This is a genomic window from Streptomyces sp. NPDC007863, assembly GCF_040633895.1.
In the GTDB taxonomy this organism is placed as follows: domain Bacteria; phylum Actinomycetota; class Actinomycetes; order Streptomycetales; family Streptomycetaceae; genus Streptomyces.
The window spans coordinates 25,599-45,268 of the sequence record NZ_JBEYEI010000028.1 but is presented as its reverse complement, the minus strand read 5'-3'; the positions used below and the strand labels follow the sequence as shown (position 1 = coordinate 45,268).

14 protein-coding genes are annotated in these 19,670 nt (G+C 75.8%); 9 read left to right on the top strand and 5 right to left on the bottom strand.

Annotation, left to right across the window (positions count from 1 at the left end):
• Window positions 1-37 precede the first annotated feature (37 nt).
• Window positions 38-2,395 (top strand): hypothetical protein, encoded by a 2,358-nt coding sequence (locus ABZ621_RS33655; RefSeq protein WP_360610386.1) that lies wholly within the window; start codon window positions 38-40, stop codon window positions 2,393-2,395.
• On the opposite strand, the gene ABZ621_RS33650 is transcribed toward ABZ621_RS33655, so the two are convergent.
• The 5 genes from ABZ621_RS33650 to ABZ621_RS33630 form a co-directional block, all read right to left on the bottom strand.
• Window positions 2,365-4,794, bottom strand: a complete 2,430-nt coding sequence (locus tag ABZ621_RS33650) for a right-handed parallel beta-helix repeat-containing protein (RefSeq protein ID WP_360610384.1) — start codon at window positions 4,792-4,794, stop codon at window positions 2,365-2,367. The genes ABZ621_RS33655 and ABZ621_RS33650 overlap by 31 nt on opposite strands.
• A gap of 310 nt (window positions 4,795-5,104) precedes the next feature.
• Window positions 5,105-5,713, bottom strand: a complete 609-nt coding sequence (locus ABZ621_RS33645) for a hypothetical protein (protein ID WP_360610383.1) — start codon at window positions 5,711-5,713, stop codon at window positions 5,105-5,107.
• 92 nt (window positions 5,714-5,805) lie between these two features.
• Entirely contained in the window at window positions 5,806-6,630 is an 825-nt protein-coding gene (locus ABZ621_RS33640) for an MOSC N-terminal beta barrel domain-containing protein (protein ID WP_360610381.1), read from the bottom strand.
• Between the two features lie 54 nt (window positions 6,631-6,684).
• Window positions 6,685-7,203: a DUF6643 family protein gene (locus tag ABZ621_RS33635; protein WP_360610379.1), complete on the bottom strand. Its 519-nt coding sequence runs from the start codon at window positions 7,201-7,203 to the stop codon at window positions 6,685-6,687.
• A 316-nt stretch (window positions 7,204-7,519) separates the two neighbouring features.
• Window positions 7,520-8,767 (bottom strand): glycosyltransferase, encoded by a 1,248-nt coding sequence (locus ABZ621_RS33630; protein ID WP_360610377.1) that lies wholly within the window; start codon window positions 8,765-8,767, stop codon window positions 7,520-7,522.
• Between the two features lie 58 nt (window positions 8,768-8,825).
• Between ABZ621_RS33630 and ABZ621_RS33625 the strand changes: the two genes are divergently transcribed.
• The 8 genes from ABZ621_RS33625 to ABZ621_RS33590 all read left to right on the top strand — a co-directional run bounded on the left by ABZ621_RS33625 (window position 8,826) and on the right by ABZ621_RS33590 (window position 19,637).
• Complete coding sequence (locus ABZ621_RS33625; protein WP_360610375.1) at window positions 8,826-9,623, top strand: aspartate/glutamate racemase family protein; 798 nt, start codon at window positions 8,826-8,828, stop codon at window positions 9,621-9,623.
• Between the two features lie 93 nt (window positions 9,624-9,716).
• Complete coding sequence (locus tag ABZ621_RS33620; RefSeq protein ID WP_360610373.1) at window positions 9,717-10,277, top strand: hypothetical protein; 561 nt, start codon at window positions 9,717-9,719, stop codon at window positions 10,275-10,277.
• Window positions 10,278-10,386: 109 nt separating this feature from the next.
• Window positions 10,387-12,000 (top strand): apolipoprotein N-acyltransferase, encoded by a 1,614-nt coding sequence (gene lnt / locus ABZ621_RS33615; protein WP_360610371.1) that lies wholly within the window; start codon window positions 10,387-10,389, stop codon window positions 11,998-12,000.
• Between the two features lie 39 nt (window positions 12,001-12,039).
• Complete coding sequence (locus ABZ621_RS33610; RefSeq protein WP_360610369.1) at window positions 12,040-12,522, top strand: NUDIX domain-containing protein; 483 nt, start codon at window positions 12,040-12,042, stop codon at window positions 12,520-12,522.
• Window positions 12,523-12,621: 99 nt separating this feature from the next.
• Complete coding sequence (locus ABZ621_RS33605; RefSeq protein WP_360610367.1) at window positions 12,622-14,517, top strand: GAF domain-containing protein; 1,896 nt, start codon at window positions 12,622-12,624, stop codon at window positions 14,515-14,517.
• Between the two features lie 194 nt (window positions 14,518-14,711).
• Window positions 14,712-16,478, top strand: a complete 1,767-nt coding sequence (locus ABZ621_RS33600; protein ID WP_360610365.1) for a CoA transferase — start codon at window positions 14,712-14,714, stop codon at window positions 16,476-16,478.
• Between the two features lie 103 nt (window positions 16,479-16,581).
• Window positions 16,582-18,285 carry a class I adenylate-forming enzyme family protein gene (locus ABZ621_RS33595; protein WP_360610363.1) on the top strand — a complete coding sequence of 568 codons (1,704 nt, stop codon included), beginning with the start codon at window positions 16,582-16,584 and terminating at the stop codon, window positions 18,283-18,285.
• Between the two features lie 95 nt (window positions 18,286-18,380).
• Complete coding sequence (locus ABZ621_RS33590) at window positions 18,381-19,637, top strand: nucleotide sugar dehydrogenase (protein ID WP_360610361.1); 1,257 nt, start codon at window positions 18,381-18,383, stop codon at window positions 19,635-19,637.
• Window positions 19,638-19,670 lie beyond the last annotated feature (33 nt).

Here is a 19,670-nt window from a genome sequence, read left to right as displayed (position 1 = left end):
CGTCGCATCCTCCCACTCCCGAGAGGAGGACTCCTAAGTGTCCCCTGCCACACCCGCCCCGGAGCACAGGGGCGCGGCGCTCGAACTCCTCGTCCACGGAGTCGGCGGCGCCACTCCCCAGTCGATGCTGGACGACCCCAGGACCGTACGGCTCACCGGCGACGAGACCGCCGCCGTGCACCGGCGCGCCGAGGACCTCGACGCCGAGGACCACCCCGGGCGGTACGCCGCCCGGCCGGTGCCGGAGGCGTACGTCTGGTCCAACCTCACCTCCGGCGACGGCGCCCGCGCCCTCTGGCTGCTGCTCCTGCCGTTCATGGTGGTCAACCTCGCGCACTGGATGCGGCCGCCCGCCGCCGGCCGCCCCGGACTCGTCCGGCTCTACGGCGTCCTCGTCCGCCTCCTCGCCCTCACGCTCACCGTGCTGCTCACCGCCGCCGCCTGCGAGGTCGCCCTCGACCTGACGGCCTGGCAGTGCGCCGGGACCGCCGGCTGCGCCGACGGGCGCGCCTGGCTCGGCTTCCTCGCCGCCGACCGGGGCGGCCGGTGGTCGGGGCCCGGCCGCCGGCTCGCCCTCGCCGCCGCCCTCCCGGCCGCCCTCGTCGGCCTCCTCTGGTACCTCTCCCACCGCACCTGGAGCGCGTACGAGGCCCAGCGCCCGCCCACCGACGAGGCCCCGCCCGGGCCCGTACCGCCCGGATCCGCGACCCCCGGGCCGGTACCCGAGGACCCGCGGCCCGCGCTCGGACGGCCCGGATTCTGGTACGGGCGGCGGCTCGTCGCCCGGCTGCGCGCCGCGCACACCGCCGCCGGCCTCCTCACCGTCGCCGGCGCCCTCGCCGCCGCGCCGGCCCGCCACGACACCGGCGCCCTCGCCGCGACCGGACTCGCCCTGCGGGCCGCCCTCCTGACGGTCGCCGCCGTCGTCCTGTGGTCGGTCTGCGCCCGCGGCCGCAGCGAACGCCGGCTCGACCAGCGCGTCGAGAGCGCCCTCTTCACCCGGCTGCCCGCCGCCGCGCTCGTCCTCCTCGCGCTGACCGCCCTGCACACCGCCTGGGACCGGCCCGGCTGGACCTCCGCCGGCACCCTCCCCGGGAACGCCGCCTTCGGGGCGCTCACCCTCGCCCAGGGCGGGCTCGTCGTCGCCCTCGGCGCCGTCGCCCTGCTGCTCCAGCGGCCCCGTCGCGATCCCCGCACCGCCCTCGCCGGACTCGGCGGACCGGCCACCGCCATGCTGGCCTGCGCCCTGGGCGGGGTCATGTCCGGCGGCGTCGCCCAGTGGGTCGCCGACCGCCTCGGCGACTCCGGTCCCCTCGCCGGCCCGCCCGTCCTCCTCAGCTGGCAGGCGTCCGTCATCCCGGTGCTGCTCCTGCTGCTGCTCGTGCCCGCCGCCCTCCTCGGCGTCAGGACCGCCCTCACGACCCGCCGGCTGCGGGCCGCGGTCGAGGCTGACTACGCCGGCGAGCGCCCCGACCCGGTGCGCACCGGCCAGATCGCCACCAGCCGCGCCCGCGCCTCGCTCACCGACTCCGCGCCCGTCCTGATCGGCGTCGTCTCCGGCACCGCGCTGCTGCTCGGCGCCGCCTCCGTCGCCGGGGCCTGGGCCAGCGGACAGGTCCCGGGCAGCGCCTTCTCCGGCGCCCACCCGGCGATCGCCGCCCTCGCCTCCACCACGCAGGCGCTCGGCTCCTGGATGATCGGCTTCGGCTTCCTGCTCTTCGTCACCTGGGGCCGCCGCGCCTACCGCGACGCCTCCGCCCGCCGCACCATCGGCATCCTCTGGGACGTCGGCACCTTCTGGCCGCGCGCCGCCCACCCCTTCGCGCCGCCCTGCTACGCCGAGCGGGCCGTGCCCGACCTCACCTGGCGGATGAGCTCCTGGACCCGGCACACCGGCGGCCGGCTCGTCATCTCCGGCCACTCCCAGGGCAGCGTCCTCGCCGCCGCGGCCGTCTGGCAGCTGCCGTCCGCGACCCGCGCGCGCGTCGCGCTCCTCACGTACGGCTCCCCGCTGGAACGGCTCTACGGCCGCTGGTTCCCCGCCTACTTCGGCCCCGAGGCGCTGCGCGGACTGCACCGCGCCGTGCACTGCTGGACCAATCTGCACCGCGCCACCGACCCCATCGGCGGCCCCGTCCGCGTCCCCGCCGAGGACGGCCGTCCGGCCGTCGACGCGCCGGTGCTCCTCGACCCGGTCGCGTACGGACGCACCCGCGCCCACCCGCTGCCCGAACCGGTCCTCGGCCACTCCGACTACCAGGCCGACCCGGCCTTCGCGGTCTGCCGGTCCGACCTCCTCGACCGGCTGCCGCCCGCGCTGCCCCGCCAGCGCACCGACGACCTCGCGGGTGAGGGGGCCCAGGATCAGGGGAGTTCGGGCAGGTCCTCCGGATAGAGCAGGGTCAGGTCGTCGGTGCTCGCCTCCGCGAGCACCGCGACCCGGCCCGCGTGCCGCTCCACCATCGACTCGAACGTCTGCCGCGCGGTCCGCCCGTTGCCGAACGCCGGCCCCTTCGGCAGCTTCTCGAAGTACGTCAGGAGGGCGTCGTCCGCGCCCTCCGCGAGCCGGTACTCGTGCTCGTCCGTCTGCTGCCGCACGATCCGCAGCAGCTCCTCCGGCGTGTAGTCGCCGAAGCTGATGGTCCGTGAGAAGCGGGACGCCACACCGGGGTTGACCGTGAGGAACCGCTCCATCTCGGCGGTGTACCCGGCGACGATCACCACCACCGCGTCCCGGTGGTCCTCCATCAGCTTCACCAGCGTGTCGATCGCCTCGCGCCCGAAGTCCCGCCCCGAGTCCTCCGGCGACAGCGCGTACGCCTCGTCCACGAACAGCACCCCGCCGCGCGCCCGGTCGAACGCCTCCTGGGTGCGGATCGCGGTCGACCCGATGTGCTCGCCGACCAGGTCGACCCGGGAGACCTCCACGAGATGACCGCGCTCCAGGACGCCGAGCGAGGCGAGGATCTCGCCGTAGAGGCGGGCGACGGTGGTCTTGCCGGTACCAGGATTGCCGGTGAAGACGAGGTGGCGGCGGACCGAGGCGGCCTTCAGGCCCGCCTCCTGCCGCTTGCGGCCCACCTCGATCATGTTGGTGAGCGTCCGCACCTCGTGCTTCACGCTGTCCAGGCCGACCAACGCGTCCAGCGCCCCGAGCACGTCGTCCGAGGAGCGCGGCGCCGGGACCGGAACGGTGGCCGCGGCCACCGGCGCGGGCGCGGCTGCGGTACGCGCCGGGGGATAGGCGCCGAGCAGGCCGGGGGAGTGCTGGGCGGCCGTCATGACCGGGGCCGCAGCCACGGCGGCGGCCGCCGGCGGGGTCCGAACGGCGCTCTCGTCGCCGGTGCAGTCCTCCACGACGGGCCCGTCCTCGGGGAACTCGTACCCGCCCCGCGCGCACCGCTCGGTCCGGCAGCGGCGCAGCACCGTCCGGCAGCCGTCCATCACGTGGAAGCCGTAGCCGCCGCTGCCCGTGACCCGGCAGCCCAGGAAGGTGCCCCGGCCCTCCGCCGACACGTAGAAACCGGCCTCGGCGGGGGAGGTGACGACACAGCGCTCGACCGTGGGGTCCGCTCCCTTGGTGACGATGACGCCCGTCTGCACGGTGTCCACGGTGCAGTTGGCCAGGGTGCCGCCGCTGCCGTGGTCGCGGAACCACGCCCCGGTGGACGCCTCCTTGATCCGGCAGTCGTCCAACTGGGCGGTGGCGCCGTCGCTCACCGACACGGCGGTGTTCCGCACCTGCGTGAGGTCGCTGTCCACCACGTCCACCCGGGAACCCCGGTCGAGCACGAACAGTGCGTCCGGCACGTCGTGCACCCGGCACGCGTCGAGCACGGCGCTCGCCCCGTCGCTCACCCACACCGCCGGATAGTCGCCGGTGCTGTCGTGGATCTCGCACTGGTGGGCGTCCACGCGCGTGCCCGGGTCCCACACCGACAGACCGTTGCGCCCGAAGCGGCGCACGGTCGACCGGGTGAGCGTCAGCACCGAACGCGACCGCAGGTCCACGGCGTTCTCCGGCACGTCGTGGATGTCGCAGTCGGAGAGCGTGAGCACGGCGTCGGTGTCCAGGGTGACGCCGTCGGCCGAGGTGCGGTGCACGGAGGAGTCCACGAGGTGCGCGGTGGCGCGGCCGGCGATCTGGAGCCCGGCGCCCTTGATCTCGTACACCTCGCAGCCGACGCCTTCCAGGCCGCTGCCCTCGCCGGTGACGGCGATGCCGGCGCCGGAGGCGTGGTGCACCCGGCACCGTTCGAGCCGGGGGTGCGCCCCGCCGCGCACGGCCACCCCGGCCTGCCCGGCCGCGACGACCTCGCACTCCTCGAAGACCCCGCCGGCGCCGTCGACCGCCGCGATGCCGACGCCCGCCGGGTTGTCCACCGTGCAGCGCCGGACCGTCGGCCTGGCCTGCCCGCGCACCTCGATCCCGGCGGCCGAGCGGGTCATGATCCGCAGGTCGAGCAGCTCGGGCGTGCCGTCCTCGACGAGCAGCGCCGGCGCCGCCACGTCCTGCCCCTCGATGTGCAGGTCCTGCACGATCGCCGAGGCGCGCAGAGTCAGCGGCACCCCGTCCGGGGGCGCGATCCGCACCGGCCCTGACCCGTCCTCCGGCCCCCGCAGCGTCACCGCCCGGGTCACCACGAGGTTCTCGCGGTACGTGCCCGGCGCGACGGTGAGGACATCGCCGTCACCGGCCGCCTCCAGCGCGGCGGCGAGGGAGGCGTACTCGCCCGTGCGGCGCCGCCACCGCGACGTGCCGGTGTGCGTCACCTGGACCGTGCCCTGTGCCATGGGTGTGCTCTGCCCCCGCCTCGTGCCGTCGACGCTGAACCGGATCCAGGATCCGATACACGGGATCCGACGCAACGCATCCTGGATCCCATGCATCGGATCCTGGATCCGACCTACGGGATCCGATGTACAGGATCCGGTGTGCTCGGGATCCGGTGCATTGGATCCAATGTGGTGGATCCCATGCGGTGGATCCGATATCCGGGATCGTGGACCCGATGCCCCACCGTAGCGCGCGCGGCGGCGCGGGGTTGACGGGTCGTCGAGCCGCACCCTTACGGGGCACGGAACCCGTGGTTCCAGGGTGGGGTCAACTGCCGGTGCCGGTACGTCCCCAGTCGGGGCCGACCGCCGCCCAGGCGCGGTCCAGACGCGCGTACCGACGGCAGCGCAGCCGGCGCATGACCAGCCGCCGGACCAGCTCGACGCCGGCTCCGGCGAGGACGGCCGCCATCAGGCCGACGAGGACCGCGTGGGCGCGGGCCGTGTCGCGGGCCAGGGGCGCGGCGACGGGCCGGCCGTCCCGGTCGGTCCAGAGGGAGAAGGCGTCGCCGGGCGCGGAGCTGGCCCGGGAGGTGGTGACGGTGCCGGTGCGGGAGGTGCCGTCGGGGGCGGTCCACCGGGCCACGACGGCGCGCCGGAAGCGCTGCTCGGCGGACTGGTCGCTCGACGCGGCGGCGCCCGGCGGCTTCGGGGCGGGCCGGAGCACATGGGCCGTGGTCTCCACGCGCCCTTGCTGCTGGGCGTGGACCGCGCGCTGGAGGGAGTGCTGCGCGGCGGCACCGGCCGTCCAGCCGGCCACGGGCACGGCCAGGCACAGCGCGAGGGCGGCCACGAGCGCCACCCACGCCTCGACCAGGTCCGTCGTGCGGCGCAGGGGATTGTGCCGCCAGCGCCAGAGTCCGGTGACTGCGCGCATGTGCCGGAACCCCCTCGTTCGTCGGTCCTCCGACGAGTCTGCCCTCGGGGCGCGCGGTTCGCCTGTCGAGCGGAGGGGGAGGGTGGAGGGGGTCAGTCGAGGATCTTCACCGCGTCGCCGACGCGGACGGTGCCGCGCTGTTCGGGGACGAGGTTCTGGCCGAAGACGAGCTTGCCGTTCAGCTTGCGGTGCCGGCCGAGGGTCCGCAGCGGTTCCTTGCCGCGCGCGGCGGTCGTCTGGTCGGTGGTGGTCACCACGCACCGTCCGCACGGCTTGGCGACCCGGAAGGTCACCTCGCCCACGGCGAGCCGGCTCCAGCCGTCCTCCGCCCACGGCTCGGTTCCGTCGACGACGAGGTTGGGCCGGAAGCGGCTCATGGGCAGCGGGCCCTCGTGGGCGTGGTCGCCCTCGGCGATCAGCGTGTTGAGGGCGTCGAGGGAGGCGCTGGAGGTGACGAGGAGCGGGTAGCCGTCGGCGAGGCTGACGGTCTCGCCGGGGAGCGCGTACGCCGGGTCGATCGGGCGCCGGTGCTCGGGCGCGTCCAGGTGCACCAGGCGCGCGTCGGTCTCCAGGTAGGCGGAGAACCAGGCGGCGGCCGGTTCGCCGGCGGGCACCGTCTCCACGTCCTTGTCGAAGAGGTTCGTCGTCAGCGTGGCCGAGGGCTCCGGCACCGGGACCACCAGCGGCTCGCGTCCCGGCGCGGTGAGCCGCAGGCCGCCGTCCGGGAGGGGCTCGGCGGCGGCGAGGGCGAGCCGGGGGTGACGGCGCTGGGTCATGACGGTGCCGGTGGCGTCGACGACCGCCCAGCGGCGGTCGTGCGCGAGGCCCCAGGGCTGCACCTCCGCCTCCGCGCGGTCGAGCGCGCGCAGGGCCTTCACCGGATGGACGTGGACGGAGCGGAGGACGGGATCAGCCATGGGCTCATCCTGCCAGCCGCTCCGCCCCCGCCGTGACGGGAGCCGCGCGTGCCGTCAGTAACCGCCGCCCTGGTAGGGGCGGTTGTACGGGTCGTGGTACTGCGCGGGGGCCGGGACCGGCGCCGGTGCGGGGCGCGGGGCGGCGGGGCGCATCGCCTCGTAGCCGGGCGCGACGGGCCGGGCCGGCTGCGGGACCGGTCCGCCCGGGTAGCCGCGCGGCGGCATGGGCTGCTGCGGGATGTACGGCGTCGGCGCCGGCTGGAGCGGCGCGGGCGCCGTCATCTGCGGGGCCGGCTGCGGATATCCGTAACCGCCGCCGCCGAAGTAGCCGGGCGCCGGCTGGGGGGACGGCGCCGACGGGAGGGCGGGCAGGGCCGCCGGGAGCGCCGGCAGGTAGGAGCCGGTCGGCGCGGGCGCCGGATAGCCGACGGGGGCCTCGTACGCGGCGGGCACTCGGATCGGGGCGATCTGAGGCGTGCCCCGCTCCGCGACCAGGGAGTCGTAGATAGGGGTGTCCGGGAAGGACGGCGCGGTGTGGTAACCGCCTCCATAGCTGGAGCGGGGGGAGGTCATGGCACATAAGTTAAGCCCACGATCTGCCGATTGGGGAGCCTGCTCAACGGCTTCTTTGACGGGCTTCTGGCGGCCGTGGATCCCCAACCAGAGCGAACGCGCAGAAAACGGGCACCCCGCTGTCCCATGATCGCGTAAAACCCGAGTTGAGAGGGGGTTACCGCCGGGTCGGACCCCACGGCGCAGAGGACTCCGTCCGGTATGAAGAACGGATAAAGAAAAGGCGGCCGGAAGGAGTGGGAGAAGTGATCTTGGGTAAGTCGAAACGTCAATCCGATGCCGAACGGCGAGACGCGCACACGCCGAATTCGCCGCGTTACTCCCCGTGGCGGGGAGCGAATTCCCCGCCCTCCGTCGCCGTCCGGCCCCCGGAGTAGACCCGGCCCTTCCACGCCCCGCCCCGCCCCCGGTAGTGCCGCACCGCCGAATCCACCGTCATCAGCAGATAGAGGAAGGCGGTGATCGGCAGCAGCGGCGCCGTCCACACCGGCTGACGGTAGTAGCGGAGCATCGGCAGGTACGTCCCCGTCATCACCGCCCAGGCCGCCCCGCCCGCCCACGCCGCCGGCGCGTCCCCCGACACCAGCCCCGCCACGCACGCGGCCGGCGGGACCAGATAGACGAGCACGAGCCCGGCGACCGTCCCGAGCAGCAGCGGCGGGCTGTAGCGCAGCTGGGCGTACGCGCTCCGCGCCACCATCCGCCACAGCTCCCCGAGCCCCGGGTAGGGGCGCACCGAGTCGACCCGCTCGGCGAGCCCCAGCCAGATCCTGCCCCCGGCCGCCCGCACCGCCCGTGCCAGCGACACGTCGTCGATCACCGCCGTACGGATCGCGTCCGGAACCCCGGCCGCCACCGCCGTCTCCGTCCGCAGCAACACGCACCCCCCGGCCGCCGCCGTCGCCCTGGCCCGGTCCGCGTTGATCCATCGGAAGGGGTAGAGCTGGGCGAAGAAGTAGACGAAGGCCGGGACCACGAGACGCTCCCAGAAACTCGTCACCCGCAGCCGGGCCATCTGCGAGACCAGGTCCCGGCCGTCGTCCCGCGCCGCGGCCACAAGCCGCCGCAGGCTGTCGGGTTCATGGGCGATGTCCGCGTCCGTGAGGAGCAGGAACTCCGGCCCACGCGCGCGTGCCAGCGCCATCCCGTGCCGCAGCGCCCACAGCTTCCCCGTCCATCCCGGCCCGGGCTCGCCCGGCGACACCACCGTGAGGGGCAGCGCGTCGTGCCGCGCGGCGAGCTCGGCCGCCAGCTCGGCGGCCAGCCGGCCCGTCCCGTCCGTGCTGCCGTCGTCCACCAGGATCACCTCGGCCCGGCCCGGATAGTCCTGGGCCAGCAGCGAGGGCAGGCTCAGCGGCAGCACCCCGGCCTCGTCCCGCGCGGGCACCACCGCCACGACGCCGGGCCACGCCTCCTCCTTCCCCTCCGCCCGCACGCGCGCGTGGCCCCCGCCGCGACCGGTCTTCGGCAGGCGCTGGTCGGTGCGCCAGAAGAAGCCCTGTCCGAGCAGGAGCCAGACCCAGACGGCCAGGGAGACGGCGGCGAACCAGGCAAGAGGGCTCATTTGCCGCAGTCTGCCCCAGAACGCCGGGCGCAGCGGGCCCATCGGCTAGGGTGACCGGGTGAAGATCGCGCTCATGGACTCCGGAATCGGCCTCCTCCCGGCGGCCGCCGCGGTGCGCCGGCTCCGCCCGGACGCCGAGTTGCTGCTCTCCAACGACCCCGACGGCATGCCGTGGGGACCGCGTACCCCCGAGGACCTCACCGGACGCGCCCTCGCCGTCGCCCGCGCCGCCGCCGCCCACCGGCCCGACGCCCTGATCGTGGCCTGCAACACCGCGACCGTCCACGCCCTGCCCGCGCTGCGCGCCGCCCTCGAACCGGCCGTCCCGGTGGTCGGCACCGTCCCCGCGATCAAGCCGGCCGCCGCGGCCGGAGGCAAGGTCGCCATCTGGGCGACGCCCGCCACCACCGGCAGCGCCTACCAGCGCGGACTCATCCGCGAGTTCGCCGGGGGCGCCGAGGTCACCGAGGTGCCCTGCCCCGGCCTCGCCGACGCCGTCGAGCACGCCGACCCCGAGGCCGTCGACCGGGCCGTCGCCGCGGCCGCCGCGCTCACCCCGCCGGACATCCGGGCGCTCGTCCTCGGCTGCACCCACTACGAACTCGTCGAGGACCGCATCCTCGCGGCCCTGGCCCCCGGCCGCCGCCCCGGGCTGCCGCCGATCGTCTTCCACGGCTCCGCCGACGCCGTCGCCGCCCAAGCCCTGCGCCGCGTCGGTGCCGCACCGGCTCCGGACGCCGAGCCGAGCGGCACCCTCTCCGTCCTGCTCAGCGGCCGCCCCGGCACCCTCCCGGCCGCCGCCCTCGAGTACGCCGCCGGCCGGCTCCTGGCCGCCGCCCCGGCCCCCACCGTCTGACCGTTCCGGGCCCCCTTCGGGGTGTCACCCAGGGTCACCGGACGGCTCCGCTCCGGCGCGCTGAACCGGACGCGACTGGGTAGTCTTCCCGGTATGAGGAAGGAATCCGGCCAGGTGCGTGCCGGCGGGCGTCCGCCCGCCGTCTGGACCGGCCGCGCGACCAACCGCTTCCAGTGGATCGCCGCCGTCGCCGGCGCCGCCTTCATGGCGCTCGGGATCACCCTCGCCGTCGAGTCCGCCTGGACCTCCGGCATCGCCGCGCTCGTCATGGCGGTCGTCGGCTGCGTCGCCGCCGGACTCCTCGTCCTCTTCGGCACCCTCGCCTTCGTCCACGTCGAGGTCCGCGTCGACGAGCGGGCCATGGAGGTCCGCTGCGGCCACATCGGCGTCCCCCGCCGGACCATCCCGCTCAGCGAGGTCGTCGACGCCGACTACGCGCCCCGGGTCAACCCCCGCCACTGGGGCGGCTGGGGCTACCGCTGGCGCCCCGACCGGGGCACCGCCGTCGTCGTCCGCCGGGGCGAGGGCCTGGTGCTCCGCCTCGCCGACGGACGGACCTTCACCGTCACGGTCGACGGCGCCGAGGGAGCGGTCGACTCCATCCGGGGCCGCCTCGGCCACCCGGCCCCGCCCCAGACACACGCCGGCGCCTGACGGGCACGCGCGCGTACCCGTGGCACGCTCCCGCGGGGCCCGGCGCCGCGCCCGGAGCCGTACGGTGCCGGACCGGGCGTCAACAGGCACGGCACGTACACTCCGCAAGGTGAGCACCACCATCACCCCCGAGGCGGCCGGAGCCGCCGACGACCCGTCCGCGACCGACGACCGGCCGCGCCGTCTCGCCCGGCTCCAGCGGTTCGTCCGCCCCGGAACGGCCCTGCTCTCCGGCGTCCTGCTCTACCTGAGCTTCCCGCCGCGCCCCCTCTGGTGGCTCGCGCTGCCCGCCTTCGCGCTCCTCGGCTGGAGCCTGTACGGGCGCCGCCTGCGCGCCGGCTTCGGCCTCGGCTACCTCGCCGGGCTCGGCTTCCTGCTGCCGCTCCTCGTATGGACCGGTGAGGAGGTCGGCCCGGTGCCGTGGCTCGCCCTCGCCGCCATCGAGGCGCTGTTCGTCGCCTTCGTCGGTCTCGGCGTCGCCGCCGTCTCCCGGCTGCCCTGGTGGCCGGTCTTCGCCGCCGGGGTGTGGATCCTCGGCGAGGCGGCACGCGCGCGTGTGCCCTTCGGCGGCTTCCCCTGGGGCAAGATCGCCTTCGGCCAGGCCGACGGGATCTTCCTGCCCCTCGCCGCCGTCGGCGGCACACCGGTGCTCGGCTTCGCCGTCGCCCTCTGCGGCTTCGGCCTCTACGAGGCCGTCCGCCTGATCCGCCTCCACCGCGCCACCGGCGCCGTCCCGCGCGGACCGCTCGCCGCCGCCGCGCTCTCCGTCCTCGTCCCCGTCACCGGCGCCGTCGCCGCCCTGCCGCTCGTCAGCGACGCCCCCGAGGACGGCACCGCCACCGTCGCCGCCATCCAGGGCAACGTGCCCCGCCTCGGCCTCGACTTCAACTCCCAGCGCCGCCAGGTCCTCGACAACCACGCCGCACGCACCCGCGAGCTCGCCGCCGAGGTGAAGGCAGGGACCGAGCCGCAGCCGGACTTCGTCCTGTGGCCGGAGAACTCCTCCGACATCGACCCCTACGCCAACCCCGACGCCGCCGCCGTCATCGAGGGCGCCGTCGACGCCGTCAAGGCCCCCACGGTCATCGGCGCCGTGATCGCCCCGCCCACCGGCAAGCTCCGCAACACGCTCATCCAGTGGGAGCCCGGCAAGGGACCCGTCGCCACCTACGACAAGCGGCACGTCCAGCCCTTCGGCGAGTACATCCCCATGCGGTCGGTCGTCCGGCTCTTCAACAGCGACGTCGACCGCGTCGCCCGCGACTTCGGCCCCGGCAGCGAGATCGGCGTCTTCGACCTCGCCGGCACCAAGGTCGGCCTCGCCACCTGCTACGAGGCCGCCTTCGACTGGGCCGTCCGCGACACCGTCACCCACGGGGCGCAGCTGCTCACCGTCCCCAGCAACAACGCCACCTTCGGCCGCAGCGAGATGACCTACCAGCAGCTCGCCATGTCCCGCGTCCGGGCCGTGGAGCACAGCCGCGCCGTCGTCGTCCCGGTCACCAGCGGCGTCAGCGCCGTCATCCGTCCCGACGGCGAAATCGTCTCGCAGACCGCGATGTTCACCCCGGACTACCTGGTCGAGGAGGTCCCCCTGCGCTCCACGCAGACCCCCGCGACCCGGCTCGGCACCCTTCCCGAGGCCCTGCTCGCCGCCGTCGCGGCCGCCGGCCTGGGCTGGGCCGTCGCCCGGGGGGTACGGGCCCGTCGCCCGCGCGCCTGAGACCCGGACCCGTCCCGGAAGATGATCTAGGGTCGGCCCATGGCTACCCCTGACTTCATCCGTGAACTGCGCAAGACCGCCGGGCACCAGCTGCTCTTCCTGCCCGGGGTCAGCGCCGTCGTTCTCGACGACCGGGGCCGGGTCCTGCTGGGCCGCCGCGCCGACACCGGCGCCTGGGCCGTGGTCGGCGGCATCGTCGAGCCCGGCGAGCAGCCCGCGGACTGCGCGGTCCGCGAGGTCGAGGAGGAGACCGGGGTGCGCTGCGTGCCCGAGCGGGTGCTCCTGGTCGAGACCCTCCGCAAGCCCGTCGTCTACCCCAACGGCGACATCTGCCAGTACATGGACGTGGCCTTCGCCTGCCGGGCCGTCGGCGGCGAGGCCCGGGTCAACGACGACGAGTCGCTCGACGTCGGCTGGTTCGAGATCGACGCCCTCCCCGAGATGAAGCGTTTCTCCCTGCGCCGGATCGAGAAGGCGCTCGCCGACGAACCCACCTGGTTCCGCGCCGCGTCCGGCACCTGAGGCAGGGCCCGGCGGCGCCCGGAACCCCGGCGGGAGTCGTCCACAGGAGCCGTCCACAGGGGTGGTGCGGGCACACGTGCGCCGGGTATTCCTGTGTCCATGTCCCACGAACACGTCTCCTATCTGGAACTCCTCGCCCGGGGAGCCGCCACGGAGGCATACGACCGGCCCGTGCTCCTCGCCCGCGCGAGCGGCGCGGGGGCCGAGATGCTGGCCGGGCTCGAAGAGGCGAAGCAGCTCGCCCTGCGGGTCCGCGCCGACCTGGAGGGCCGCCGGCGGCGCGAGGCGGAGCTGTCCGCGCTCTTCGCCACCGCCCACGACCTCGCGGGACTCCGTGACCTCGACGCCGTGCTGCGCGCGATCGTCCAGCGCGCCCGCGCCCTGCTCGGCACCGAGGTCGCCTACCTGAGCCTCAACGACCCCGCGGCCGGCGACACCTACATGCGGGTCACCGAGGGCTCCGTCTCCGCCCGCTTCCAGCAGCTCCGCCTCGGCATGGGCGAGGGGCTCGGCGGCCTGGTCGCGCAGACCGCGCGCCCCTACGTCACCGCCGACTACTTCGACGACGAGCGCTTCCAGCACACCCGCACGATCGACTCCGCCGTCCGCGACGAGGGCCTCGTCGCCATCCTCGGCGTGCCGCTCAGCCTCGGCAGCCAGGTCATCGGGGTGCTCTTCGCCGCCGACCGCCGCGCCAGGGTCTTCGAACGCGAGCAGGTCGCCCTCCTCGGCTCCTTCGCCGCCCACGCGGCCGTCGCCATCGACACCGCCAACCTGCTCGCCGAGACCCGCTCCGCCCTCGCCGAGCTGGAGCGGGCCAACGACATCATCCGCGAGCACAGCGCCGTCATCGAGCGCGCCTCCGAGGTCCACGACCGCCTCTCCGAGCTGGTGCTGCGCGGCGGTGGCGTCCACGACGTCGCAGAGGCCGTCTCCGAGGTCCTCGGCGGCACCGTCGACTTCACCGAGACCCCCGCCGGCGACGCCGCCCGCCGCTCCGGCGGGCACGCGGTCCGCGAGGGCGACGACTGGGTCGCCGCCGTCTCCGCCGGAGGCGAGCACCTCGGCGCCCTCGTCCTGCGCGGCAGGCCCGACCTCGACCCCGTCGACCTGCGCACCCTGGAGCGGGCCGCGCTCGTCACCTCCCTGCTCCTGCTCGCCCGCCGCTCGGCCGGCGAGGCCGAACAGCGGGTGCGGGGCGAACTGCTCGACGACCTCCTCGACGCCCCCGACCGCGACCGCCGCCTGCTGCGCGAGCGCGCCGCCCGCCTCCGCACCGACGGCGCCGCCCCGCACGTGGTCCTCGCCGCCCGCATCGACCGCACCGGGCCCGCCGACGACACCGGACGGCCCGGCCGCGAGAGCGCCGACCGGCAGCGGCTGTGGTCCGCCGCCTCCCACCTCGCCGCCACCCGCGGCGGCCTCGCCTCCGCCCGGGACGGCGGTACGGTCCTCCTGCTGCCGCTGGGCCCCGGCGAGGACGCCGCCGAACTGGCCCGCCAGACCGCCCGCCACCTCGGCGGCACCCTCCGCGAACCCGTCACCGTCGGCGCCTCCGCCCCCGTCCGGCACCTCCTCGACCACCCGGACCGGGTGGCCGGCGCGTACCAGGAGGCCCGCCGCTGCCTCGACGCCCTCGGACTCCTGCACCGCGCGGGCGAGGGCGCCGCCGCGGAGGACCTCGGCTTCCTCGGCCTGCTGCTCGCCGACGGCCGTGACATCGGCGGCTTCGTGGAGCGCACGATCGGCCAGGTCGTCGCCTACGACCGGCGGCGCGGCACCGACCTGGTGCGCACCCTCGACGCCTACTTCGCCAGCGGCATGAGCCCGGCCCGCACCAAGGACGACCTGCACGTCCACGTGAACACCGTGGCCCAGCGCCTGGAGCGGGTGGGCCGGCTCCTCGGCGCGGACTGGCAGGCGCCCTCCCGCGCCCTGGAGATACAGCTGGCGCTCCGCCTGCACGCCCTCTCCTCGGCCGTCTCCCGCGCCTGACCGCGCGCCCGCCGCCCCCGGAGTGGCCGGTACTGCTCCCGGACGGCCGTGCGAGCGCTCGCCCGTCGGGCGGAAGCCGCAGAGGTGGCCGTGCCCTCCCCGTCCGTCGGCTGTTCTCACCCGGAGATCAAAGATCGTTTCGAGGTGGGAGAGGGACGGCGCATGCTGCGGGACGGGGAAGGCGGTCGGCGTAGGTGAGCCTGTCCGAGGAGGCCGGTACGAGGGCGCCGTCCGCGCCCGCCGACACCGCCCGCACCGCCCGCGCCGTGGCCGGGGCGCTGCTCGACCGCACCCTCGGCGCCCTGCCGGGCGACGACCGGGACCGCCCCGCCTGGACCGTCGGCGGCGCCGGACCCGTCGGCATCGACGCCGGCGACGAGCGGGCCGCCCAGGCCGCCTGCGGCCTCATGCACGTGCACGGCCGGGCCACCGGCGCCCCCGCGCCCCTCACCGCGGAGTACGTCTCCGCCGTCACCGGCGTGCTCGCCGCGCAGGGCGTCACGGCCGCCCTGTTCGCCCGCGCCCAGGGCCGCCCGCCACTGCGCACCGGCACCTCCCTCGCCCAGGGGGCGCTCCTCACGGTCACCCAGTACCTCGCCGCCGCCACGGCGCCCGACGACGCCCCGCCGCCCGGCGGCCCGTCCGGACTCGCCACCCTCGTCACCGCCGACGGCGCGCGCGTCGAGATCGAGACGCTCGACCCCGACGCCTGGGCCGGATTCTGGAGCCGGTTAGGCGTTCCCCCGCGCACGGCGGGCCGCGGCTGGCTCCCCTTCCAGTCCCGCTTCGGGACGGCGGTCTGCCCCCTCCCCCCGGAGCTCCGCGCCGCCGTCCTGGCCCTGCCCCTGGAGGCCGTGCGCCACGCGGGCGCCGCGCACGGCGTGTCCGTCGCCGAGGTGGGCGAGTCCACGACACCCCCGCCGGGCCTCGCCCCCTGGACGCTGGAACCCGCCCCCCACGCTCCGCTCCGCCCCCCGGCCGCCACCCCGCCCGACGGCGACTCCCCGCCGCTGACCGGCGTCCGGGTCGTCGAGTCGGCCCGCCGCGTCCAGGGCCCCATGGCCGGTCACGTCCTGCGGATGCTCGGCGCCGAGGTCCTCCGCGTGGAACCGCCGGGCGGCGACCCCCTGCGCCACCTGCCGCCGGTCGCCGCCGGCTGCTCGGTCAGGTTCTCCGCGCTCAACCACGGCAAGGCCGTCGTCGAGGCCGACCTCACCACCCGCCGCGGCCGGGACACCGTCGCCGAACTCGCCGCCGACGCCGATGTCTTCCTCCACAACTGGGCCCCCGGCAAGGACCGCGCCCTCGGCCTGGACGCCGACGCGCTGCACGCCCGCCACCCCCGCCTGGTGTACGCCTCCGCCTCCGGATTCGGCACCGCCCTCGGACCCGTCCCGCCGATCGGCACCGACTACCTCGCCCAGGTCCACGGCGGCCTCGCCGCCGCCCTGCGCCCCTCGGCGGAGCCCCCGGCCCCCTCCCTGATGACCGTCACCGACGTCCTCGGCGGCCTGGTCCTGGCCCAGGGCGTCCTCGCCGGCCTCCTCGCCCGCGAGCGGACCCACCGCGGCGCCCGCGTCCACTCCTCGCTGCTCTCCGCCGCCGCGCTGGTGCCCCGGGCCGGCCACCGGGTCGCCCTCTCCCCGCTCGACCACCCGCTGCCCACCGCCGACGGACTGCTCTACCTGGGCGCCCGGGCCCGCTCCAGGCCCGCGGAGCTCGCCCGGGCCCTGGGCGCCACCGGCGCCGACACGGTCGGGGAGCGGCTGCGGAGCCGTACGACCGAGTCCTGGCTGGCCCAGCTCCGTGCGGCCGGACTGCCGTCCGTCGCCGTCCGCACCGACCTCACCGCCCTCGCCGCCGACCCGGCCTTCGCCCGCGCCGTCCTCCCGCCGGACGAGCACCTCCCGTACGCCCGCCCGGCCGCGCCCTGGACGTTCACCGAGGACACCTCCGCGTGAGCCGCCGCCGCCCGGCACCCGGCGGGCCGGCACCCGGCCCCGCCCGTACGCGCTGACACCACGCCCACGCCCGACCCGAACCACCCCGGAAGGCAGAAAACCGATGACCGCGACGACCGCCGTGCGGGAGACCCCCTGGCGTTCCCGCAACGGCCTGGAACTGCCCGACCGGGTGCCGCGCGCCGACCGCGAGGCGTGGGCGGCCCGGGGGCTGTGCCCCGACGCCGACCTCTTCACCCTCTTCCGCCGCAACGCCCTCGCCTTCCCCGACCGCGAGGCGGTCGTGGACGACCGGGGCACCCTCACCTACGGCGAGCTGTACGCCGAAGTGCTGCGCGTCGCGGGCCTGTTCGCGGAGAAGGGGCTCGGCTCCCGGGACGTGATCGCGCTGCGGCTGCCCAACGGGCGGCTCGCCGCGGCGGCGGAACTCGCCGTCTACGCCCTCGGCGCGGTCGCCCTGCCGTATCCGCTCGGCGGCGGGGTCCGCGACACCCGTGTGCTCCTGGCCCGCTCCCGGGCGGGCGGAGCCGTCCTCGGTGAAGCGCAGGACGCCGAGGCGGCGGCCGAACTGCCCTGGACGCGCGCGGTGTTCCGCACCTCCTCCGGCGCGGACGGTCTGGACCGCGCCGTGCCGCGTACGGCCTTCCGGCCGGCGGACCGGCCCGCCGAGGCCGGCGCGCCGGCGCGGATCCTCGTCTCCTCCGGCTCCGAGGCCGAGCCGAAGCTGGTGGCCTACAGCCATCAGGCGCTGGCCGGGGGCCGGGCCGCCTACGTCCGGGCGCTCGCGGGCTTCCCGGCGGAGCCGCCCCGCTTCCTCGTCCTCGTCCCGCTGGCCTCCTCGTACGGCTCGCTCGGCGTGCCGGTGGCGCTCGCCGCGCTCGGGGCGACCCTGATCGTCCGCGAGCGGTTCGACGCCCGCGAGGCGCTCCGGGCGGTCGTCGACCACCGGCCCACCCATGTCTTCGGGGTGCCGACCATGCTGCGGCGGATGGCGGATCTGCCCCGTCTGCCGGGGGAGTCGGCCGCGGGGCTGCGGGCCTTCGTCTCCAGCGGCGCGGCGCTGCCCGCCTCCACCGCGACCGCCTGCCGGGAACGCTTCGGCGTGCCGGTCGTCACCGTCTACGGCTCGTCCGACGGCGTCAACTGTCACACCGTGACCCCGTCCGGGGACACCGCCGGCACCCCCGACCCGGCCGTGGCCGAGCTCAGGATCGTCCGGCCGGACGGCACGCCCGCCGCCGTGGGCGAGCCGGGGGAGATCCAGGCCAAGGGGCCGATGACACCGCTGTGTTACGTGGCCGCGCCCGAACTCGACGCCCGCTACCGCACCGCGACGGGCTGGGTCCGCTCCGGGGACCTCGGGGCGCTCGACGGGGCGGGGCGGCTGTGCGTCCTCGGCCGGCTCAAGAACGTGGTGATCAGGGGCGGTTACACGATCAGCCCCGCCGAGGTGGAACGGGAACTGGGCACCGACCCCCTGCTCGCGGAGGCGGTCTGCGTGCCCGTGCCCGACGAGGAGTTCGGCGAGCGCCTGTGCGCCGCCGTACGCCCGGCTCCAGGGGCGCCCACGCCGGTCCTGGGGGCCGTGACCGCGCATCTCGCGGCCCGGGGCCTGGAGCGCCGCAAGTTCCCCGAGTACCTCCTGGTGCTCGACCGGATGCCGCTGCGGCCCACCGGCAAGGTCTGCCGACGCACCGTCACGGCCTGGGTCGTGGAGGCCCTGAGCGGCGCCACACCGGCCGGCGCGACGGTCCGCGTCGACCCGGAGGCAGAGGATTTCACTCATGCGGGCGAACTCGTGCATTGATTGCGCAACAGCCCGGAATTGCATGCAATCCTGTTACTGCAAACGGAATCTTTGATTCAACTTCCTTTGCCGGGAAGTGAATCGCGGGGGGACGAATGTTCACAGAAGTCGCCGTGGTCGGTCTCGGCTACGTCGGTCTTCCGCTGGCACGCCGGGCCTGCGAAGCAGGGCTCGCGACCGTCGGCTTCGACGTCGACACCGAGGTCGTCGAAGGGCTGGGCCGGGGACGCTCGCACATCGAGGACATCCCGGACGAGGACGTCGAGGCGATGCGCGCCGCCGGCTTCCGGGCCTCCACGGACCCCGCCGTCCTCGCCGGCGCCCACACCGTCGTCATCTGCGTGCCCACCGGCCTCACCGAGACCGGCGAGCCCGACCTGTTACCGCTGACGACGGCCGTCCGCACGGTCGCCCGCCACCTGGAACCCGGCGTGCTCGTCTGCGTCGAGTCCACCAGCCACCCGGGCACCACGGAGGAGATCGTCCGGCCCCTCCTCGAAGCGCACGGACTGCGCGTCGGCGAGGACTTCCACCTCGCGTACTCCCCCGAGCGCATCGACCCCGGCAACCGCCACTACGGGCTGCGCACCACGCCCAAGGTCGTCAGCGGCTGCACCAAGCTCTGCGCCAAGCACGCCACCGCCTTCTACGAGCGGCTCGTCGACGAGGTCGTCGTCGCCGCCGGGACGCGGGAGGCGGAGATGGCCAAGCTCCTGGAGAACGCCTACCGGTACGTCAACATCGCCCTGGTCGACGAGGTCGCCCTCTACTGCGACCGGGTCGGCATCGACATCTGGGACGTGCTGCGCTGCGCGGACACCAAGCCCTTCGGCTTCACCGCCTTCCGGCCGGGCCCCGGCGTCGGCGGCCACTGCATCCCCGTCGACCCCCGCTATCTGATGACCCACGCGGCCGAACAGGGCTTCACCTTCCACACCCTGGGCGCCGCCCGCGCCGTCCTCGACGCCATGCCGGAGCACGTCGCGGGCCGGGCCCGCGACCTGCTCCTCGCGGCCGGGAAGGACCCCGCCGGCGCCAGGGTGACCCTGCTCGGGGTCGCCTACAAGGCCGACATCTCCGACACCAGGGAGTCGCCCGCCTACCCTGTGGCCCGGGCGCTGGGCGCGCTCGGCGCCCGGCTCTCCTACCACGATCCGTACGTCGGACGCTTCGAGGTGGACGGCGTCGCCGTGCCCCGACAGCGCTCGCGCGAACACGCCCTCGCCGACAGCGACCTGGTGGTGCTGCTCCAGGAGCACGCCGAGTACCGGTCCACCGACTGGGACGGCGCGGTCTGCCCCGTCCTGGACACCCGGGGGACGGCGGAGGGCAGACGCGTGGTGCGGCTCTGACGCCGCCCCACGCCCCACAGACCTCCGGTCCGG

Excerpts from the sequence above, each read along its gene's own strand:
- ABZ621_RS33610 (WP_360610369.1), top strand. The coding sequence starts at position 12,040 with ATGGCTACCCCTGACTTCATCCGTGAACTGCGCAAGACCGCCGGGCAC.
- ABZ621_RS33590 (WP_360610361.1), top strand. The coding sequence starts at position 18,381 with ATGTTCACAGAAGTCGCCGTGGTCGGTCTCGGCTACGTCGGTCTTCCG.
- ABZ621_RS33645 (WP_360610383.1), bottom strand. The coding sequence starts at position 5,713 with ATGCGCGCAGTCACCGGACTCTGGCGCTGGCGGCACAATCCCCTGCGC.
- ABZ621_RS33650 (WP_360610384.1), bottom strand. The coding sequence starts at position 4,794 with ATGGCACAGGGCACGGTCCAGGTGACGCACACCGGCACGTCGCGGTGG.
- ABZ621_RS33620 (WP_360610373.1), top strand. The coding sequence starts at position 9,717 with ATGAGGAAGGAATCCGGCCAGGTGCGTGCCGGCGGGCGTCCGCCCGCC.
- ABZ621_RS33605 (WP_360610367.1), top strand. The coding sequence starts at position 12,622 with ATGTCCCACGAACACGTCTCCTATCTGGAACTCCTCGCCCGGGGAGCC.
- ABZ621_RS33635 (WP_360610379.1), bottom strand. The coding sequence starts at position 7,203 with ATGACCTCCCCCCGCTCCAGCTATGGAGGCGGTTACCACACCGCGCCG.
- ABZ621_RS33630 (WP_360610377.1), bottom strand. The coding sequence starts at position 8,767 with ATGAGCCCTCTTGCCTGGTTCGCCGCCGTCTCCCTGGCCGTCTGGGTC.
- ABZ621_RS33640 (WP_360610381.1), bottom strand. The coding sequence starts at position 6,630 with ATGGCTGATCCCGTCCTCCGCTCCGTCCACGTCCATCCGGTGAAGGCC.
- ABZ621_RS33595 (WP_360610363.1), top strand. The coding sequence starts at position 16,582 with ATGACCGCGACGACCGCCGTGCGGGAGACCCCCTGGCGTTCCCGCAAC.